This is a genomic window from Embleya sp. NPDC020630 (assembly GCF_044334985.1).
GTDB lineage: Bacteria > Actinomycetota > Actinomycetes > Streptomycetales > Streptomycetaceae > Embleya.
The window spans coordinates 22,386-40,694 of record NZ_JBIRUB010000036.1 but is presented as its reverse complement, the minus strand read 5'-3'; the positions used below and the strand labels follow the sequence as shown (position 1 = coordinate 40,694).

Below are 18,309 nucleotides of genomic sequence, written 5' to 3'. Positions count from 1 at the left end.
GTGCGTCACCCTCATTTCCGTCCCGACGGCCGGCGATGTCTCGCCGGTGGCCGGAGTCCCGAAACGCCACGTCGGTGTGAAGAAGTCGACGACATCCAGACATTCGTCGTGCGATAGCCGAACGGCGGAATCGCCGAAATACGACCAGGTGCGCGGTGCTGGTGTCTCCAACGTTTCGTCGCCACCGGGTATGGGTTGCCATGCCCATGCCGAAATACAGTCTCGGATTTCTCGCCGGAGGGTGACCAGACCATTCTCTGCTCATCTCCTGCTCGCTTCTGCTCATTCCGGGTCCGCCCGGGCTCAGAGCCGGGCGGTGAGCGGCGCGGCGGAGGCCACGCCCCGCATCACCTGGTGCCACAGGAGTTCGCTGACGTACCGGATACCAAGGGTGAGATGCCTGCGGTAGGTGCTGAACGGCAACCCCACGCGTCTGGCCGCCGCCTCTTGGGTCGGCGCCCCGTCCACGAACGTCACCGTCAGAGCCCGGTGCGCCTTCGCGCTCCTCGGGTCCTCGCCGAGTGTGTCGATCGCCCGCTCGAGCGCTTCCCGGAGGGAACCGCCGGCATCGGCGAGCAATCCGCTCCGGGACAGGGGGTTGCGGGCCAGGGCGTCGGGGCGATGCCAACACCGCAATGCCTCACGGACGGCCTCGTCGAACTCGGGGCGGGCCATGACGGCCGTGCAAGCGGCCGACTCCGCCGTCGGACGCAGGGAGCGGCGCGGCCCGATGTGCTCGAGGGCGCATTCCAGCGGCTCGGCCCGCCAATCCTGTGCGAACATTCGGTGAGTGCCGGGTTCGATCCCGACTTCGGTTCCGACCGGGTGGAACGGGCCATGTGCCGTAGCCGATGTCCAGACGTCGGGATCTGCGGAGACAACGAACGACCAGGCGGCGCCACGAACGAGCAGCGCTTCCGCGGCAATCCTCAGCAACATCGAATCGCGGACGGGCGAGGCGCGTCGGACACGGTCGGACGAGACCATGAATCGTGCGATCCCCACATGCTCATCGGATCGCAGGTCGGCCACCGCGCGGACATGGGTCCACACCGCCGCCGTCACCGGATCCGCGTGCACTTCCTCTTCGTTCGCGTCCCGTAGCCTCAACCAAGCCGAAAACCCGGCTATTTCCCCTGAGTCGGACTTTCGGTACACGCGAAACGCCTCGGGCTGCCGGGCGAGCCAGAACCGCACGATCGCAGCGGAACGACTTCCCTCCGCCTGCTCGGCCATTCGAACGACAACCGCATGGTCCTTCCGCCGCAAGATCTCCTCGTGGACCTCACCCCGACCCCGCCACGTCATGAGGTCTCCCAGAAAACCGCCGCCCCGGTACAGGTACAGGATCGGGGCGACGGCCGTGATTCGATCCGGGCCGCGTGCCTCGGCGACGCGCTTCAGCAGGTGATCGCGGATCCGACTGTGCATGGCGGCGTAACACTGGGGATCACGCCATCGCAGGTCCGCGTCCACGGCGTTGCGAACGACGTCGTGCGGGGACAGGCCCAGTGGTCCCGTTTCCATCGACGGCAGCCGACGAAGCCAGGCGAACAGGTTCCCCGCGTCTTCTCCCGGCAGCGCCGCCCGCAGCAACTCCTCGGTCGTGGCACGAGCGTGGCAGCAGACCTCCAGTGCGTGCCGATGCGCGGCGGACGGCAGGTCGCCCACCAGGTACTCCACCAGCTTGGAGTACACCTCCTGTGCCGGGAGTTCGCCGGCGGAGGGGGCGGTTTGAAGGGTGACCTCGGCGGCGAGGGCGAGCGCCAGTGGATGACCGCCGGCGAACGCGAGCAACGGTCCATGGGGGACACCACGCGACTCCAGTAGTGCTGCGGCGTCCTCGGGCGACAGATCCTCCAGCCGCACCACGCGCACCACTTCGGCCCACCCGGGATCGGTCTCCCACACGGGTGCGGGTGCTCGGCGCCCGGCGAAGACGGTCAGCGCTCCGGCCGGCAGCCGGGGCAGGAAGTGGTCCCGCAGCCAGGATTCCAGGACCTGGCATCGTTCGAAGTCGTCGACCAGCAGCACCGCGTTGTCACTGGCGAACATGTCCGCCGCCGCGAGTTCGAACGCGGCCGGCGTCGAGCCGACGCGGCCGTTGATCTCGATCACGGTCCGGCCGACCGAACGGGCGTCCACGGCGAACTGCCGTAATAGGGACGACTTGCCCACTCCCGCGAGTCCGTGGATCAACAGGACGGCCAACGAACCCGGTTCAGCTTCGAGGGCGCGTCGAAACAGCGACAGCTCACGGGTCCTCCCGACGAATGCGCGGTTGCGGGCGGCCTCGAGGTGTTGCGCCAGGCTGGGGAACGAGTTGCCGTCGGTGGATGGCGTGCATGGCAATGTGGGACTCCCAAGCGCTGAGGGGCAACGCGTGGGCGCGGTGCGCCAAGACGCGACACGGCGTACCCGTGGGCCCCGAATGGTCTGGATGTTCGTGGACGCAAGAAGGTCGATGGCGGTCAACCGGCTCAGCTGGACGCCGCCGGCACGCCGATGGACCCAATGAATCCCTTCACGACTCACGGTACCTCCGTCCTCGCAGACGGTCACCGGCTTGCAATCGCACCCCGGCGTGCGCGCCCGGCCCACGTGTGAGTCCGAGACCGACCGAGGGCCGATCGTTCTGCAAGGAAAACAACACGAAACGTGTCAACCACAGGGCGTACGAACGCATCGCGGGCGCGCACGCGCCCAGCGAGCGGCACGTTGTGCCGCGTTCGCGTCTCCCACGCCCATTCGTGCCGAGAACAACGGCGTGCACGGCGCGAGTTGTACGCGAGGTCTGTCGAACTCGCAGGCCCCAGGAGGCGGAGTCGACCAAGCCGACGCGTTGGGTCGTATTCCGTAACGCGGCCGTGAACCGGCGTTGTGGCCGGGCGGAGGGGGGCATCCGCAGCCCGTCAACACGCCTGCGACGGCTTGCGGCTGGTCATCTGTGGTGAGGATGGGCGGTGTCCGGACGTCTGGTATTCCCGCTGCGCAGTCGGGGGTGGACCGAGGACCAGTGGTACCGGGCGGCCAACGCCCGCGGCCCGCTCGGAGCGCACTCGCACGCCGACCAGGTGCGCGCGAATCCTCCGGTGTACGGCTCACCGAACGGGGCAGTAGCGGGTTGGTCGGACGGCGGTTACGCGCAGCCGCCGTGGCAACCTCCGTTCGAGGAACCGCGGGAGTAGACACCCGGGTCGGTCGGTGGTTCGGCGGCTCGTTGGCTCCGCCGACCTCGGCGGCCCGAGTCGGTACCTGGGCCGATCGGGTGATACCGCTTCATTTCCATTCTCGAAGGGCAGGACCCGCCATGGGCATCATCGCGTGGATCATTCTCGGCCTCATCGCGGGCATCATCGCCAAACTCCTGCTGCCGGGGCGTGACCCCGGGGGCTGCCTGATCACCATCCTGATCGGGGTCGCCGGTGCCGCGTTGGGCGGATGGATCGCGGCCAAGGTCTTCGACCGCCCCTTCGAGAAGCACTTCTTCGACCTCAAGACGTGGGTCGCGGCGATCGGCGGCTCGCTGATCCTGCTGATCCTCTACCGGATCTTCTTCGGCCGCGCCCGACGCTGAGTACCCGTAGAACCACGAGGATCGCGTCCACCCCTATCGCGAACGCGCGACCGCCGATGCCACCGGGCGGTCGAGGCCGCCCGCACGGCGATCGCCACCGACGCCGACCTTCTCCTCCCGCTGCTCGACGACCCCGACCCGGACACCGGACGTCGACACCGCCGAACGCGCCGAACCCATCGGGCATCCGCCGGTCGACAGGGAAGAGGCGGAGCCGGGACCTCTTACCATCCTCGGATGACGTTGAATCGAGATGCTGTTGTCGGGGTCAGCGTGGCCCGGGTGATGGCGCATTGCGGAGGCGACCTCCGGGCAGCCGTCCGCTACGTCGCGGGCGCTGTCGCGGCAGCGCCCGAGGCCCCGGAACCATACGCCGTGCTCGGCGAGATCTGGGAGGAACAGCGGCCGGGCTTGACCGCCGCGCTCTCGGGAGAGAACTCTCTGCCTGCGGTGTTGACGTCGTCGTATGTCAGCTTCCTCGCAGCGGACATGGACAACGCGGTGATGGCCTTGGGCTCGGTGACGGGTGCGCAGCCCGGCACCGCATGGGCGAGGGCCCCGTGGTTCAGTGATCCGCGCTTCACCGACGGCGTGGGGGCGGAGGCGCTGGCCGAGGCGGTGATGCGCACCATGGACTACGGCCGGGCTCTGGACTCGCCGGCGGTCCAGGACGCTCTGCTGCCCTGGCGCGAGTTGATCGGCAAGGTCTGCGATCGGGCACCTGCTGCGGAACCGATGGCCAAAATGGCGATCTTTCTACGCACATGCGGACTTGCCGACGAGTCGTTCGCCATGTGCGACCGTGCCGACTCGGTCGAGTCGATCATGTTGACCGAGGTCGTCCGGGCCGCAACCTGGCGCAGGATCGGCCAACCGCAGCAGGCCGCGGCGGCTTTCCACCGTGCTCTGGCCATCGAGCCCGACAACTGGTCTCTCTTCCTCGACCTGGCTGACCTACATGCCGAGCAGGGCGACTTCGCCGGTGCCGTGGAGTCTGCGCGCGAAGGCCTGAAGCACGGTCCGACCGAGATCACCCTCCGCGCGGCGGAAGCCGCCTACCTTGCCCGAGGCTCAGGTGACGCCAACGCTCTCGAGGCCCTGATCTCACTCGCACCACAGATGCCGGACAGCCCCTATCGAGCCGTTCTGATCGATCACGCCTGCGCCGGTGAGGGCCTGTCTCCCGAACTCATTGCCCAGGCGCGCCGTCTTCGCTGATCCGAGTTCCGCGAGCTCCGGTGCGCCCCCGGCGCCGAGTGCGTCACGGCCATCAGTTGCATGAACAATTCAGGCAGGTCGCCCTGCTGAACCGGGGGCGGGCCAAGTAGTGCTGTCGACCGGGGCATCGGACGGCGCCGAACCGGTGCGCGGCGTCGAGGGTTTCGGGATCCGGGGCCAGGCGTTCGGGGCGACGTACAGGGCGATGTTCCTGGCGAGGGGGAGGAGCTTCTCGTCGCCGGGGGCGACGTGTTCCGTACGCTCGGATCCAAGGCGGTCCGCTGCCCGTGCTCGCCTCGTCCTTCGAGCGGTTCTTGACGTTATATCGCAACAGGCTCCGCAGCGACGAGGGTTGGTAGGCGTGGTCCGAAGCGGTGGGGGCCGGAAAGGGAGCGTGGGTCACCGTACCGACCCCGACGCTACTCGTTGGTTTCAGCGGGCGGGTGGGATGTCCCGTTCGGGCTCGCCGGCACGTCGCGGGCGCCGCCCGGGGAAGGGCGATCGGGTGGGGGGTCGAGCCGGTCGGCTTCGTCGAGCAGGTAGCGGCGCTCGACCCGGTTGTCGGTCAGCGCGGCGGCCTCGCGGTACAGGGTCCTCGCAGCCGCCGTGTCGCCGGTGGCGTGTGCGAGGTGGGCGCGTACGGCGCGTTCGCGTCGGCGAGTGAGGGGATCCCGATCCAACGCGTGTTGCCGGTTGAGGTCGTCGAGCAGCGCCAGCCCCCGAACCGGGCCGTACGCGCGCGCGACGGCGACCACCCGAGCCAGTCGCACCGGCGCGGTCGGGGCGAGCCGTTCCAGCCATAGGTAGAGCATCGCGATCTGCGGCCAGTCCGTCGCCTCCGGCGTGGCGGCCGCGGCGTGCAGCGCCGCGATCGCCGCCTGAAGCCGATAGGGCCCGGGCTCACTGCGGTGCCAGACGCCGTCGATCAGGCGGGTGCCCTCGCGGATCGGATCGCGGTCCCAGCGGGAGCGGTCCTGCCGGTCCAGCGGTATCAACGCGCCGTCGTCGCCCGTGCGGGCCGGCCGTCGTGACTCGGTGAGCAGCATCAGCGCCAGCAGGCCGGTCGCCTCGGCGTCGTCCGGCACGGCGTCGACGAGCATCCGGGTCAGCCGAATCGCCTCGCTCGTCAGCCGGGTGCGGGCGAGTTCGTCTCCCGCCGAGGCGGTGTAGCCCTCGTTGAACACGAGGTACAGCACCCGCATGACGGCGCTCATCCGGGAGGCCCGGTCCGTGTCGGTGGGCAGGGTGAAGCGGGCTCCGGCGTCGGCCAGTCGTCGTTTGGCGCGGCTGATCCGTGTCGCCATCGTGGTCTCGGTCGTGCCGTGGGCGTGCGCGATTTCGGCGGTCGTGAGGCCGGCGACCGCGCGCAGCGTGAGTGCCACCTGGGAGTCGGGGCTCAGCACGGGATGGCAGCACAGCAGCAGCAGGGTGAGGCCGTCGTCGGTCTCCCGGGCGGGGGCGGCTCGGCGGGCCGGCTCGCACAGGACGAGTTCGGCCATGCCCGCTTTCCGCTCGCGCCGGTGCCGTGCCTGCTCGGAGCGCAGGAGATCGATCATCCTCCGGTGGGCGATCCGGATCAGCCGGCTCCGCGGTTCGTCCGGCACGCCGTCGACGGGCCACGCCCGGCTCGCCGTCAGCAGTGCCTCCTGTACAGCGTCCTCGGCGAGGTCGAAGCGGCCGAAACGCCGCGTCAACGCGCCGAGCACCTGGGGTGCTTCGGCGCGAAGGAGGAGTTCGACATCCGCGGTCGTGCCGGGTCCGTCGTTCATCGCGGGATGCGGCGCGCCGCCCGCGCCCGGTCGTGCGACGGCCTGCCGGTCACGACGCGAAGTCCTCGCCCATGATGGGCCGGATCTCGATCGGCTCGCCCAGGACCTCCACGATCCGAGAGGCGATTTCCAGGGCACGTTCCCGGCCGGTGACGTCGATGACGGCGAAGCTGGCCAGGACCTCCTTGAGTTCGGCGAACGGTCCGTCGGTCGCGGTCACACCCGCCGGGGTCTTGCGTACGGTGGTGCCACTCGCGGGGTGGCCCAGGCCCTCGGTGGCGACCAGTTCGCCGGTCGCGTGAAGTTCCTTCTCGAACGCCTGGTAGGCGGCGAACGCGGCCAGCGCGTCCTCCGTCGGGGCATCGGCGGTCGCGGCGTCCCAGGCGGCGGCCGAGGTGTAGCCGAGAAGCAGGTATTTCATGGTGTTTCCTTTCCGATCATCCCTGCCGATGGTAGGTCGCATCGGGCAGGTGGACACGGCGGAACGTCAGCGCGAGGGCGGTCGTCCAACCGACGGCGACCAGGCCGTTCACGGCGATCCGGATGCTCATGTGGTCCTCCGACATCGGCGACAGCAGGATCGTCGCGATCACGCCGTTCAGCACAGCCGCGCCGATCGCCCGGCGGCGCGCGCAGCGCACGGTCGACACGATCGCGGCGACGGCCAGAGCGCTGTAGGCGACGACGGGCCGAGGCCGAGTGCACGATGCCGTGCCAGGACATGCAGAACACCGGCCCGGTCGGCGCCCCGGCGATGAACAGGTGATCCGAGCGGCGTATCGCGGCGACGGCGTCGGTGGTGGCGGTGTCCGTCATGACTCCTCCTTTGGTGGGTCCTGCCGGATACCTCGGTGCCGAATCCCGGGTCTCGACACCTTTCAGGCGTGATCCACGCCACACGCGCCGGGCGTCGAGGTCGGGTCGACGGCTTCGAGGTATCGGCGACCATCGACAAGAAGGAGGACGACATGTCCGAGAGCAACCAGCCGAGCGTCGAGCTCAAGGCTTTGGATCGCCTGGTCGGTACCTGGGCGGTGACCGGCGGGGCCGAGGGAAGCGTGCGCTACGAGTGGATGCCCGGCGGGTTCTTCCTGAGCCAGCAGGTCGAACTCGTCCAGTTCGGTGAGCCGGTCAGTGGCCTGGAAGTGATCGGGAACCTCCGTCCGTTCGGCGAGCCCGCCGGCACGGACGTGGTGTCGCGGTACTACGACTCGAACGGCAACACATTCGACTACGTCTACGAACTCGTCGGCGACACACTCACCATCTGGGCAGGGGCGAAGGGCAGTCCGGCGTATTTCCGGGGCACCTTCAACGCCGACGACACGGTGATGACCGGTGACTGGGTCTACCCCGGCGGAGGCGGATACACGTCGACCATGACCAGAGTCTGAGCCCGGAGGCTACCCGGGGCCGTATGCGGCGGCGCCCGCGTCGTGGGCCGAGTCGCCGGGTTCCGCGCTGGGGCGTCCACGGCCTGTGACACGACGCAACCGGCCCACCCGAACCGGGGGAGGTGACAACGCGAATGAACCCCGGCCCCGCCCCCGGCGACGCACCGCGAACCGCCCGCCCGGTGTCGGCGGGGCCGGCATCGACCGCGGCTGGGCGAGGTGTCGGCCGTTCACGCGTCGAGTGCCTGTTCGGTCCAGATGCACTTGCCGGTGAGGGTGTAGCGCGTTCCCCATCGTTGGGCCATGGCGGCGACGAGTTGGAGGCCGCGTCCACCCTCGTCCGTCGCGCGGGCGTGTCGGATATGGGGTGTGGTCAGACTGCCGTCGGTGACCTCGCAGATGAGGGTGCGGCTGCGCAACAGGCGCAGCTGGATCGGACCGGTCGCATGGCGGATGACATTGCCGACGAGTTCGCTGACGATGAGTTCGGTGGCCATTTCCAGTTCCTCGCCCAAATGCCAGATCCCGAACTGCTCGTGGACGTGGTGCCGGGCTTGGCCCGCGGCCGTGGGGTCTTCGGGGAGGGCCCAGGTGGCGATGTCACCCGGCGGAAGGGAACGGGTGCGGGCGACGAGGAGGGCGGTGTCATCGGTGGTGCGGCGGTGCGCCGGCAACAGGGCCGTGGTGACGGCGTCGCACAGCCGGTCGGGTTCCTGGGCCGGCCCGTCACGGTCGGCGAGAGCGGCGGCGACGGTCTCGGTGAGGTGACGCAGGCCCCTGTCGATGTTGAGACCCGGGGTCTCCACGAGACCGTCGGTGTAGAGGACGACGAAGCTGCCGTCGGGCAGGGACACGTCGTGGACGCCGAAGGGCGGGGCGGCGATCCCCAGTGGCGGGTCGGGATCGAACGTCAGCAGGGACGCGGTGCCGTCGCGGCGGGCGACCACGGGCGGGAGATGGCCGGCGTTGGCGTACGTGAGGATCTGGGTGGTCGGGTCATAGACGCCGTACAGGCAGGTGACGAAGGACTCCTCCCCGAGTTCGCCGACGATGTCGCCGAGTCGGGTGAGGACGTCGTCCGGAGGCAGTTCGAGGTCGGAGAGCGTGCGCACGGCGGTGCGCAGGCGGCCCATGGTGGCGGCCTCGGGCATGCCGTGGCCCATGACGTCGCCGATGACCAGAGCCACCCGGTCGCCGGACAGCGGAATGACGTCGTACCAGTCGCCGCCGATGTCCGCACCGTGTCCGGCGGGCAGATATCGGGCGGCGGCGGCGATCGCGGGGAGCTGCGGCAGGGCCCGTGGCAGGAGGGCATTCTGGAGGTCACGGGCGCGAGTCGTGGCCACGTCGTACTGGCGGGCCCGCTCGAGCGTGTGGGCGAGTTGGCCGCCGAACACGGTCAGCAGACTCCGTTCGTCCCTGGTGAGATGTCGCGGCTGGTCGAAGGAGACGACGACCACACCGATCTCACGGCCCGAGACGATCAACGGAAGGAAGACCCACGCCTGCTTCCCTTCGGTGACCGGGCAGTCCACCAGCCCGGGATGGCCGGCGGTGAGGTCGTCGGGTGACTCGATGAACTTCGGTGCGCGGGTGCGCAGAACCTCTCCCAGAGGTGTGGCGGCGACGACGGGCATGCCGTGGAGGCGATCGAGGACCGCCGGCGGATAGCCGACGGAGCCGACCAGGTCCAGCCGCTCGTTGCCCAGGGCCAGGATGACCAGTCCGGTCGCGTGGAGGGGAGGAAGAACGCTCTCGGCCACCGCGGTGGTCACGTCCCGGGTGGTGGTCGCCTCGGCGAGTGCTCGGGTCAGTCGGGTCATCACGGCGGCGCGCTCGGCGGCGGCGCGTTCGGCGGCGGCGCGCTCCGCTTCGCGCAGGCGTCTTTCGGTGACATCCGTGATGTAGAGGGTGAGTCCGTCGGCAAGGGGGACCAGTCGTAGGTGGTACCAGCGATCGGTGCCCGGCCACGGCACCTCGAACCCGTCGGGGACCCCCGTGGCGACGGCTCGGCGGGACCGCTCCTCCAGCAGGGGCACCTTCCGCACGACGGAGACGCCCCACAACGACCGCCCCACCAGGTCGCGCGGCCGGCCGAACAGACGCTCGGCGGCCACGTTGACGAATCCGATCCGCCCGTCGCGGTCCACGGACAGGAAACCGTCACTCATGTGTGCCAGGGCGCGTCCCACCGATTCCAGCGCGGCATGGGTCTCGGTGGTGTACGACATGGTGCCGACCAGCCGGGTCGGCTCGCTGCCCCGGTGCGAGACCGCCCGGCCGCGGAAGCGCACCCAGGCATACGTCCCGTCCGAGCGGCGGACCCGGTACTCGCTGTCCGCCCGGCCACGGGTCCTGAGCGCCTGTTCGACGTCTCCCACCACCCACGGGAGGTCATCGGGATGGACGTAGTCGTCGAAGGTCGAGAGTCGCCCGTCGAATGTCTCCCGCTCGATGCCGACGGCGTCGAGCAACCGCTCGTCGAGGACGACCTCGTTCGCCTGCACATCGAATTCGAACTCGAATTCGGTGGAGGTCACATCGGGGCCCTGTCCGGGAGCGCGCTCCGGTGGCGTCCCCAGCAGAGTGCGGGAGACGGTGTCCGGCGTGGGCGGGGCCAGGCGCAGCCGTTCCGCCGCCCACCGGCCCACCTCCCGGAGAAACGTTCGTTGCCCGACGGAGAGCGCGTCGGCCACCGGTAGCAGCACCGACAGGACGCCGAGCGGTCCGTGGGGTCCGGGCAGCGGTACGGCCGCCATCGCGGAGCGCGCCGAGACGTCCGCGGCGGGCGACGGGTGAGGCGGGTCCGAGGGGTTGCGTTCGGGGCGGTGCGCGGTGGACGCGAACGCGAACTCGCCGCTCCGGAAGGCACGCGCCGGAGCTACCGAATCGGTGACGCGGATGTCCTCCCAGTTGCGGGTGACGGCTCGGGGGAGTCCGCTGCTCGCGATCAGGTGCAAGCCCCGAGAGGCGCTTGCGCTCAGGTGTCCCATGGCGCCGAATCCACCGAGCGCCGCGGTCGCGTGCTGCGCGGCGGCGGTCAATACGTCGGTGTCCGTCGCTTGGTCGTCCAAAGCCGCGAGCAGGCACAATCTGTCGGTTCGCGCCGTCCCCGTCCCGCTTCCCGGGCCCGAGGGGCTGCCAAGACCCGCGGTCGGGCCGGCCTTTCCGTCGGATCCGTGTTGCACGGCTCGGCTCCTTGAACACCTGATATGCATGAGTCGCAAAAATATCACATTAGTGTCTATTTATTGCTTTTATAGGTAGTTATTCTTATTGCCGCTTGGCTGAAACCTCACGCAGGAAAGGCCGCCGTGGGCCGGGTGCGCGATCGGGCGCCGATGCCGCAGCACGGCATGAGCGGGGCAGGCCCTGGGCCTAGGCTTCCCTGCGGTACAGCCACACCCCGATCGGCGCGAAGACGGCGATGATCGCCGCATCCCACGCCAGCGCCTGCCAGACATCGGTGGCGGTCGGGCCACCGAGTACGAGGGCGCGTACCGCGTCGGCGTTGCGTGAGACGGGTTGGTGCTCCGCGAAGGCTTGCAGCCAGCCGGGCATGGTTTGCACCGGGACGAACGACGACGACGCGAACACCAGTGGAGCGAGCACGGGGAAGGCCGCGGCCTGGGCGGTCTCCGGATCGCCGACCGCCATACCGACGACGGCGAAGATCCACGACATCGCGAAGCCGAAGGCCAGGACCAGGAGGATGGCCCCGAGGAACGCGGGCACCCCGGCGTGGATCCGGAATCCCATGGCGAAGCCCACCGCGGCCATCAGCGCCACGACGAAGACGTTCCTGGCGAGATCGGCGGTGGTGCGGCCGACGAGTACCGCGGAGCGGGCCATGGGCAGGGATCTGAACCGCTCCATCAGACCGGTGTCCATGTCGGTGGCCAGGCCGATCGCGGTGTTCATGGCGCCGAACACCGCGGTTTGCACGAAAATGCCCGGGATCAGGAAGTCGACGTACGCGACCCCGTGCAGGGCCGGTTGCACGACGCCGCCGAATACGTACCGGAACATCAGCACGAAGACCAGCGGCTGGATGGTGGAGAAGATCAGCAGACGCGGCACGCGGCGCAGGGCGATCAGATTCCGCCACGCGACGGCGAGTCCGTCCTGCGCGGCACGCACGAGGGGTGGCGCTGCGTGCGCCGGCGGCACTGAGGCCCCCCTTTGCCGGCCGCGCCGGGCGGCATACGTCGGGGACCCGCCCGGCTCGCTCACGATCCCTCTCCGGAGGTTCGCCCGGAGTCCGGGGCATCGCCCGCGCGGCGGCCGGTGAGTTCCAGAAACACGTCGTCGAGGCTGGACTCGTGGACCGCCACGGCACCGGGCACCAAACCGTGGGCGTCGAGAAGGCGCAGGATCTCCAGCAGTGGCCGCGACCCGTCGTGCGACGTCAGGCGCAGCCGGGTGCCTTCGACGTCCGGGCGGGTGGAGAACCGGGCGCTCACGAGTTCCGCCGCGCGCGCCGCCCGGCGAGCCTCCTCCACGTCGAGTTCGATGATCGTGTTGCCCAGCCGCGCCTTGAGCGCGGCCGGCGTGTCGTCGGCGATGACCCGCCCCCGGTCGATGACCACCACCCGCGAGGCGAGTTGGTCGGCTTCCTCCAGGTACTGCGTGGTGAGGAGGACGGTGGTCCCGTCGGCGACGAGGCCGCGGATCATCTCCCACAACGCGTTGCGGCTCTGCGGGTCCAGTCCCGTGGTGGGCTCGTCGAGGAAGAGCACGCGCGGGTCGGGCACCAGCGCCGCGGCGACGTCCAGGCGCCTGCGCATGCCGCCGGAGTACGTTCGGGCGGGGCGGTCACCGGCCTCCGCGAGGTCGAACCGTTCCACGAGCTCTGTCGCTCGGGCCCGGACACGCGAGCGCCGGACGTGGGTGAGGCGCCCGATCAGGCGCAGGTTCTCACGGCCGGTCAGGTTCTTGTCGACCGCCGCGTACTGCCCGGCCAGCCCGATCAGACTCCGGACTGTGCCGGCATCGCGGACCACGTCGTACCCGAATACCGCGGCATGGCCGGCCGTAGGGCGCACGATCGTGGTCAGGATGCGGATCGCGGTGCTCTTGCCCGCGCCGTTCGGGCCCAAAAGGCCGAAAACCGTTCCGGCGGGGACACGGAAGTCCACCGACTCCAGAGCTGTCACGGCGCCGAATCGCTTGCTGAGGCCCTCGACGTCAATCGCCTCGTTCACGGGGCCTTCTCCCTCGTGTGGAGGACACCCGTCTCGTCCATTCTCGACCGCCGCACGACCCTTCGCAGCCCCGGACGGCGGTCCCGCCGGCGCCTCCGCGGCGCGGGGCGGCTCCGTGTCCCGCTTCAGTGGCCGAGTCTGAACTTCCGCTCCGGTTTCGCGGGGCCGAGCGCTCATGGCGTGGCGCCGACGGTGACGGCCACGACCGCAGCTTCGGTGGCGTCGACGGGCACGTCGACGCACCCGATGCCGCCGCCCGACGACAACGCCCGCGTCGCACCGCCGGATGGCCCACGCCCGCATGCCCCCCACCGAACCTGTCCGTAGTGTCCGATGCGGACCGATGGACCGACACGCGAGGTGCTCTGATGGCTCTGCACAACGTTCAGGAACCGGCGGCCGATCCGGCCGTCGACATTTTCGCGTCACCGCTGAGCGAACAGCCCCTGTCCAAAAGGTCCATGCCCGACCTGCCCTCACCGCCCCCCGTCGTCTTCCAGCTGCTGCGCAACGAGTTGCTGCTGGACGGCAACTCCGCGCAGAACCTGGCCACCTTCTGCACCACCTGGGCGGACGACGAGGTCCACCGGCTGATGGACCTGTGCCTGGACAAGAACATCGTCGACAAGGACGAGTATCCGCAGACCGCAGAGATCGAATCGCGCTGCGTGAACATCCTGGCCGACCTGTGGCACGCACCCGGCGGAGCCGGGGAGGCCAACGCGGTCGGCTGCTCCACCACCGGCTCCAGCGAGGCCGCGATGCTCTGCGGTCTCGCCCTGAAGTGGCGCTGGCGCAATCGCCGGCAGGCCGCCGGCCAGTCCACCGACCGACCCAACCTGGTCTGCGGACCGGTGCAGGTCTGTTGGGAGAAGTTCGCCCGGTACTTCGACGTGGAACTGCGCCAGGTGCCGGTGGAGTCCGGGGCGACCGGCCTCCAGGCGCACCAGCTGCGCGAGTACGTCGACGAGAACACCATCGGCGTCGTCGCGATCCTCGGCGTGACCTACACCTGCACCTACGAGCCGGTCGCGGAGATCGCCGCCGAGCTCGACCGCATGCAGGCCGAGACCGGCGTCGACGTCCCGCTGCACGTCGACGCCGCCTCGGGCGGGTTCATCGCGCCGTTCCTCCACCGCGACCTGGTCTGGGACTTCCGCCTGCCGCGGGTCGCCTCGATCAACGCCTCGGGCCACAAGTACGGCATGGCCCCGCTCGGCGTCGGCTGGGCGCTGTGGCGGGATCAGGACGCGCTTCCGGACGACCTGGTGTTTCACGTCGACTATCTCGGCGGCGACATGCCGACCCTCGCGCTGAACTTCTCCCGCCCCGGCGGGCAGGTCGTCAGCCAGTACTTCATGTTCCTGCGGCTCGGCCGCGAGGGGTACCGCCGGGTCTACCAGGCCTGCGCCGACACCGCGCGGCACCTCGCCCGGCAGGTCGCCGAGATGGGTCCCTTCACCCTGCTCTACGACGGCGTCGGTGCCCTGCCCGCCGTATCCTGGACGCTCACCGACCCGGACTCGACGGGCTGGAGCCTGTACGACCTGTCCGACCTGCTGCGGATGCGCGGTTGGCAGGTGCCCTCCTACCCACTGCCACCGGACCGCCAGGAGACGGTCATCCAGCGTGTCCTGGTCCGCCACGGCGTCGACCACGACCTGATTGAACTCCTGGCCGACGACATGCGCCGAGCGATCGAACACCTCCACGACGGCCGCCCGCGCGACGCGGACCGCGTGGCCTTCCACCACTGACTGTCGACGTGCGGATTCGGTCGTTCAGATAGCTGTCGAGGACTCGTTTGCACTCGGCGATCAGCCGGGGGTCGCCTTGCGGATCGGCGCGGAAGGCCAGTTTGAGCACGCTGTCCGCACACTCCAGGGCCACTCGGAGGACGATCTCCAGTTCGGTGTCGTCCCGGGCTCCGGTCAGGGCCGCGGTCAGCCCCCGCAGCCGCCCGGCGACCGCGGTGTTGTCGTCCAGGGCCGGATCGAGGGTGTGGTCCCGGCCCACCGCGCCGAAGTCGACCACGCCGAAGCCGGTGATCGTCCGGCGCATGGTGACGAATTCGTCGACGGTCGCCGTCGGAGTAGTGCTCGGGGCCTGTTCGGAGAACGGCTTGCCGCAGATGAGCCGGCCCCCGAAGCCCTCGTTGGACATGATGTGGTCGTGGGCGCGACGGACGCCGGCGGAGATCGTCCATGATCCTCGCGGAACGGCTCGACCGGGAAGCCGACACCCCCTCGGCGCAGCCTGCCGCTCCGGACTGACATCGCTGTCGTATCGATCCGGTGCGGAATCACCGGCGACGAGCTCCCACCGGGGGTGGCCGGTTCGGTGTAGGCCGGCGGGTGGAGGACGGGTGACGGGGGTGAGGCCCGGAGTTCGTCGGGTCGAGGATGGCGCCTTCTCGCAGCCAGGCAGAGCTGAGGTCGGCGTGATCGACGGCGGTGTTCGTGCGGCTCGTGTTCGTGTCGCGGAATGCGTGGATCCAGCCACAGCGACCAGGCAGGCGTGTCGTCCCCATCGGTGTCCCGACGCTGTCAGGAGTACCAGGAGGCTTCCGTCGGTCGTGATCGTCGGGGGATCTCCCGGGCGGGCATCGTCCTGCGTTCGCCGTCCACAAGCAGAGTGCTCACCGGGTCGCCGCCGTGGGCGCCCGGGAGCCTCACTTCGACCTCGATGTCGCGAGGCGGGTCGGTGGGCAGGGTCGCGGTCATGACGTGCGTCCGGGCGCGGTGGCCGTGGACGCGGGCGGCGGCGACCTCCTTCCCGTCCACGAGGAGTTCCAGTTCCCGCGTCCGGCCCGTCCGAAGGCCCACGGTGATCGAGCAGCCTGCGTGCTCGCGGTGAAAGTGACGGTCGCGGCCCATGATCGCCCTCCTGGATCGCCGGGCTGAAAAGGCCCCCACTCCATCGTGGCACCGAGCGGTCGCCGCGCCGCGTACGGCTTTCGCAGCGATGCCGTCTCGGTGTCGTCCCGCTTCGAACCAGTCGCCGCCCGGGCCGGGCCGGGGGGGTCCGGCAGCGGTGGTGCCCGGTCCTCGCATGTGTTCCGCCGTGGGGACATCGCGTGTTTGCTCGGCGTCCTTGGCCGACGTGCCTTCGGGAGCAGGCGGTTCTAGGCTCGAAGAGAGGCGAGAAGCCCGACGTGTGTCGGCTCTCCCAGGCGGGCGTGCGGCACACCTCGGGCATGACAAATCAGCCGAGGAGGCTCGTCATGACCACTGCGCACGACACACCCGTCCTGGACACCCTGGCCGCCATGACCCTTGATTCGATGGAGCGATGCGGTCTGACACCGGAGGCCCTCATCCTCACCCGCATAGCCGCCCTCGTCGCGATGGACGCCCCTCCGCTGTCCTACGTGGCCCATTTCGAGGCCGGTGCGGCGACCGACCTGCGGCCGGAGCAGGTTCAGGACGTCCTCGTGGCGATCGCACCTGTGGTCGGCACGGCCCGAGTGATGGCGGCGGCCGGTCACATCACCAAGGCTCTCGGGATTGAGATCACCGCCTCGGCCCACGAGTCCGACGTCTGAACCGCGGTGGGACGCCTCGGGTGGCCGACGTGCCATCTCGCCCCGGCCGACTCCTGGTACCCACCGCCCGACCGCGCGCGAATACGGTCGGCGGCCGGATCTGTTCTCGGGCGTCGGCCCGACCACGGATCGGCCGGCCTCGAAAAAGGAGCGAGGGACTGCGGTACGTGCCGACTTCGGTGTCAGGTGGCGTGTGGGTCGGGGAGGAAGAAGGCCGTGAGTGCCGGGGCGATCGTGGTGGGGGAGTTCTCCGGGCCGAAGTGGTCGAGCTTGGGATACAGGGCCAGTTCGGAGACGGGGAGGACGTCCTTGAGGCGGACGGTGGTACGGCCGGCACCGGTGTTCCCGACGCCCTTGCCGGCCATCAGCAGCGTGGGCGTGCCGATTGCGGCGTACTTGGCGTAGTCGCCGTCACGGCGCGAGGATTCCCGGTGCTCGCGGATCGTGCCGCGCAGCAAGGCGTACTTCCGTAGCCGTTCCGGCTTCTTGATGGCGAGCGGGATGATCAGGCGCAGCAGCCACCGCGGGGCCTTGCCGCTGCTCTCGGGGTTGATGCCCTGGACGAACGCGAGGAACGCCTCGGCGGGGTTGCCCGCATCGAGGTGGCGGAGGCACTCGTCGGCCCAGCCGAACGGGACCGAGCCGTCGACGCAGACGCCCGGCTCGTACAGCGCCATCCGCTCGAACGCCGAGCCGGCCAGCGCGGCTTCCAGGGTGACAAACGCGCCGAAGCTCTGCGCGACGACGAACCGGGCGCCGGTCGCCGCGCGCACGGCCTCGATGTCCGCGGCCTCCGCGTCCGCGCCGTAGGCGTCGCCTTGCGGCCCGCTGGTGCCGCGTCCGCGTCGCTCCACCGTGTGTACCGTGAACCGCTCGGCGAGCGCGGCCGCCAGAGCGTCGTAGTCGGCGGCGACGGCCAGCGCGCCGGGCACGATCAACAGCGCCGGGCCCGTGCCGACGGTGCGGTATCCGATGATGGTGCCGTCCGCGGAATACACGGACCCCACGGATACCTTCCGCACCAAATCCGTAGCCGCCATCGTGTCTCCTCCGTCGAACCGATCCATGTTCCAGCCGCAGGAAAAAACTAGACCGGCCGGGCACCGCTTCCCCCGGACACCTCCCGCCACCAAGGGAAGCCGAAGCGTCAACCGATCCGATGGGCCCGTTGGCGGCGGCAGAACCGGACCACCGCGGAGGTCGCCGGTACCCGTCCGGAGACGGGACGCGGCACCGTGCGGCGTTGCCGGGAGGCCGTCCCGGCGACGCCGCGTTTCGTTTCGGTCGTCAGGCAGGATACGAACCGTGCGGAGCCGGGGTCGGCGACGTGCGGCCCACACGCAGGGGCCGGGCTCGGGCGTAGGTGGCCCCGACCGCGACCGTGCCCGCCCCGGCGAGGTCGGCGAGCCGTCCGCTGCGCACGTCCGGGTTCAGGACCCGCACGACGCCGGCCGGAGCCACCGGGCCCGCCCGCACCGTGTCCGGTGTACCGCGCGCACGTCGGCGACCACTTCGGTCCGCCGCCTCGCCGACACCACCTCCGCGCCCAGCACATCGCGCACCGGCACATGGACGACACGATCGAGCGATACGGACGCGACCG

Annotated in this window: 15 protein-coding genes and 1 pseudogene; 6 read left to right on the top strand and 10 right to left on the bottom strand. The window is 70.0% G+C overall.

Features of this window, described 5'->3' with window-relative positions; all coding sequences use genetic code 11:
• Positions 1 to 303: 303 nt before the first annotated feature.
• Entirely contained in the window at positions 304 to 2,352 is a 2,049-nt protein-coding gene (locus ACH4XV_RS46115; protein ID WP_395800222.1) for an ATP-binding protein, read from the bottom strand.
• 611 nt (positions 2,353 to 2,963) lie between these two features.
• On the opposite strand from ACH4XV_RS46115, the gene ACH4XV_RS46110 reads away from it, so the two are divergent.
• From ACH4XV_RS46110 to ACH4XV_RS46100, 3 genes are all read left to right on the top strand, one after another.
• On the top strand, positions 2,964 to 3,188 hold the full coding sequence (locus ACH4XV_RS46110; protein WP_395800220.1) for a hypothetical protein: 225 nt from the start codon (positions 2,964 to 2,966) through the stop codon (positions 3,186 to 3,188).
• Positions 3,189 to 3,310: 122 nt separating this feature from the next.
• Complete coding sequence (locus tag ACH4XV_RS46105; protein ID WP_395800218.1) at positions 3,311 to 3,577, top strand: GlsB/YeaQ/YmgE family stress response membrane protein; 267 nt, start codon at positions 3,311 to 3,313, stop codon at positions 3,575 to 3,577.
• 237 nt (positions 3,578 to 3,814) lie between these two features.
• Positions 3,815 to 4,795 (top strand): tetratricopeptide repeat protein, encoded by a 981-nt coding sequence (locus ACH4XV_RS46100; RefSeq protein ID WP_395800216.1) that lies wholly within the window; start codon positions 3,815 to 3,817, stop codon positions 4,793 to 4,795.
• Between the two features lie 419 nt (positions 4,796 to 5,214).
• On the opposite strand, the gene ACH4XV_RS46095 is transcribed toward ACH4XV_RS46100, so the two are convergent.
• From ACH4XV_RS46095 to ACH4XV_RS46085, 3 genes are read right to left on the bottom strand one after another with little or no spacing between them, the layout of a single operon-like run.
• Positions 5,215 to 6,564, bottom strand: coding sequence for an RNA polymerase sigma factor (locus tag ACH4XV_RS46095; protein ID WP_395800214.1), 1,350 nt, complete (start codon positions 6,562 to 6,564; stop codon positions 5,215 to 5,217).
• Between the two features lie 49 nt (positions 6,565 to 6,613).
• The gene (locus tag ACH4XV_RS46090; protein WP_395800212.1) at positions 6,614 to 6,985 is read right to left on the bottom strand and encodes a YciI family protein; all 372 of its coding nucleotides are present in this window, start codon (positions 6,983 to 6,985) and stop codon (positions 6,614 to 6,616) included.
• A 16-nt stretch (positions 6,986 to 7,001) separates the two neighbouring features.
• Positions 7,002 to 7,214: a hypothetical protein gene (locus ACH4XV_RS46085; protein ID WP_395800210.1), complete on the bottom strand. Its 213-nt coding sequence runs from the start codon at positions 7,212 to 7,214 to the stop codon at positions 7,002 to 7,004.
• Positions 7,215 to 7,580: 366 nt separating this feature from the next.
• Here ACH4XV_RS46085 and ACH4XV_RS46080 point away from each other — a divergent pair, with 366 nt between their 5' ends.
• Positions 7,581 to 7,958 (top strand): hypothetical protein, encoded by a 378-nt coding sequence (locus ACH4XV_RS46080; RefSeq protein ID WP_395800234.1) that lies wholly within the window; start codon positions 7,581 to 7,583, stop codon positions 7,956 to 7,958.
• A gap of 230 nt (positions 7,959 to 8,188) precedes the next feature.
• Here ACH4XV_RS46080 and ACH4XV_RS46075 read toward each other — a convergent pair whose 3' ends face one another.
• The 3 genes from ACH4XV_RS46075 to ACH4XV_RS46065 all read right to left on the bottom strand — a co-directional run bounded on the left by ACH4XV_RS46075 (position 8,189) and on the right by ACH4XV_RS46065 (position 13,162).
• Positions 8,189 to 11,032, bottom strand: a complete 2,844-nt coding sequence (locus ACH4XV_RS46075; protein ID WP_395800208.1) for a SpoIIE family protein phosphatase — start codon at positions 11,030 to 11,032, stop codon at positions 8,189 to 8,191.
• A gap of 304 nt (positions 11,033 to 11,336) precedes the next feature.
• Positions 11,337 to 12,098 carry an ABC transporter permease gene (locus ACH4XV_RS46070; protein WP_395800206.1) on the bottom strand — a complete coding sequence of 254 codons (762 nt, stop codon included), beginning with the start codon at positions 12,096 to 12,098 and terminating at the stop codon, positions 11,337 to 11,339.
• An 89-nt stretch (positions 12,099 to 12,187) separates the two neighbouring features.
• Positions 12,188 to 13,162: an ATP-binding cassette domain-containing protein gene (locus ACH4XV_RS46065; RefSeq protein WP_395800204.1), complete on the bottom strand. Its 975-nt coding sequence runs from the start codon at positions 13,160 to 13,162 to the stop codon at positions 12,188 to 12,190.
• A gap of 368 nt (positions 13,163 to 13,530) precedes the next feature.
• Between ACH4XV_RS46065 and ACH4XV_RS46060 the strand changes: the two genes are divergently transcribed.
• Positions 13,531 to 14,919 carry a glutamate decarboxylase gene (locus tag ACH4XV_RS46060; protein ID WP_395800202.1) on the top strand — a complete coding sequence of 463 codons (1,389 nt, stop codon included), beginning with the start codon at positions 13,531 to 13,533 and terminating at the stop codon, positions 14,917 to 14,919.
• A gap of 79 nt (positions 14,920 to 14,998) precedes the next feature.
• Here the strand turns inward: ACH4XV_RS46060 and ACH4XV_RS46055 are convergent.
• Positions 14,999 to 15,223, bottom strand: a pseudogene (locus tag ACH4XV_RS46055) (TetR/AcrR family transcriptional regulator); the annotation flags it as partial.
• A gap of 485 nt (positions 15,224 to 15,708) precedes the next feature.
• Positions 15,709 to 16,038, bottom strand: a complete 330-nt coding sequence (locus ACH4XV_RS46050) for a hypothetical protein (RefSeq protein ID WP_395800200.1) — start codon at positions 16,036 to 16,038, stop codon at positions 15,709 to 15,711.
• 347 nt (positions 16,039 to 16,385) lie between these two features.
• Between ACH4XV_RS46050 and ACH4XV_RS46045 the strand changes: the two genes are divergently transcribed.
• Positions 16,386 to 16,706, top strand: a complete 321-nt coding sequence (locus ACH4XV_RS46045) for a carboxymuconolactone decarboxylase (protein ID WP_395800198.1) — start codon at positions 16,386 to 16,388, stop codon at positions 16,704 to 16,706.
• 182 nt (positions 16,707 to 16,888) lie between these two features.
• Here the strand turns inward: ACH4XV_RS46045 and ACH4XV_RS46040 are convergent, their stop codons facing one another.
• Positions 16,889 to 17,704 (bottom strand): alpha/beta fold hydrolase, encoded by an 816-nt coding sequence (locus tag ACH4XV_RS46040; RefSeq protein WP_395800196.1) that lies wholly within the window; start codon positions 17,702 to 17,704, stop codon positions 16,889 to 16,891.
• Positions 17,705 to 18,309 lie beyond the last annotated feature (605 nt).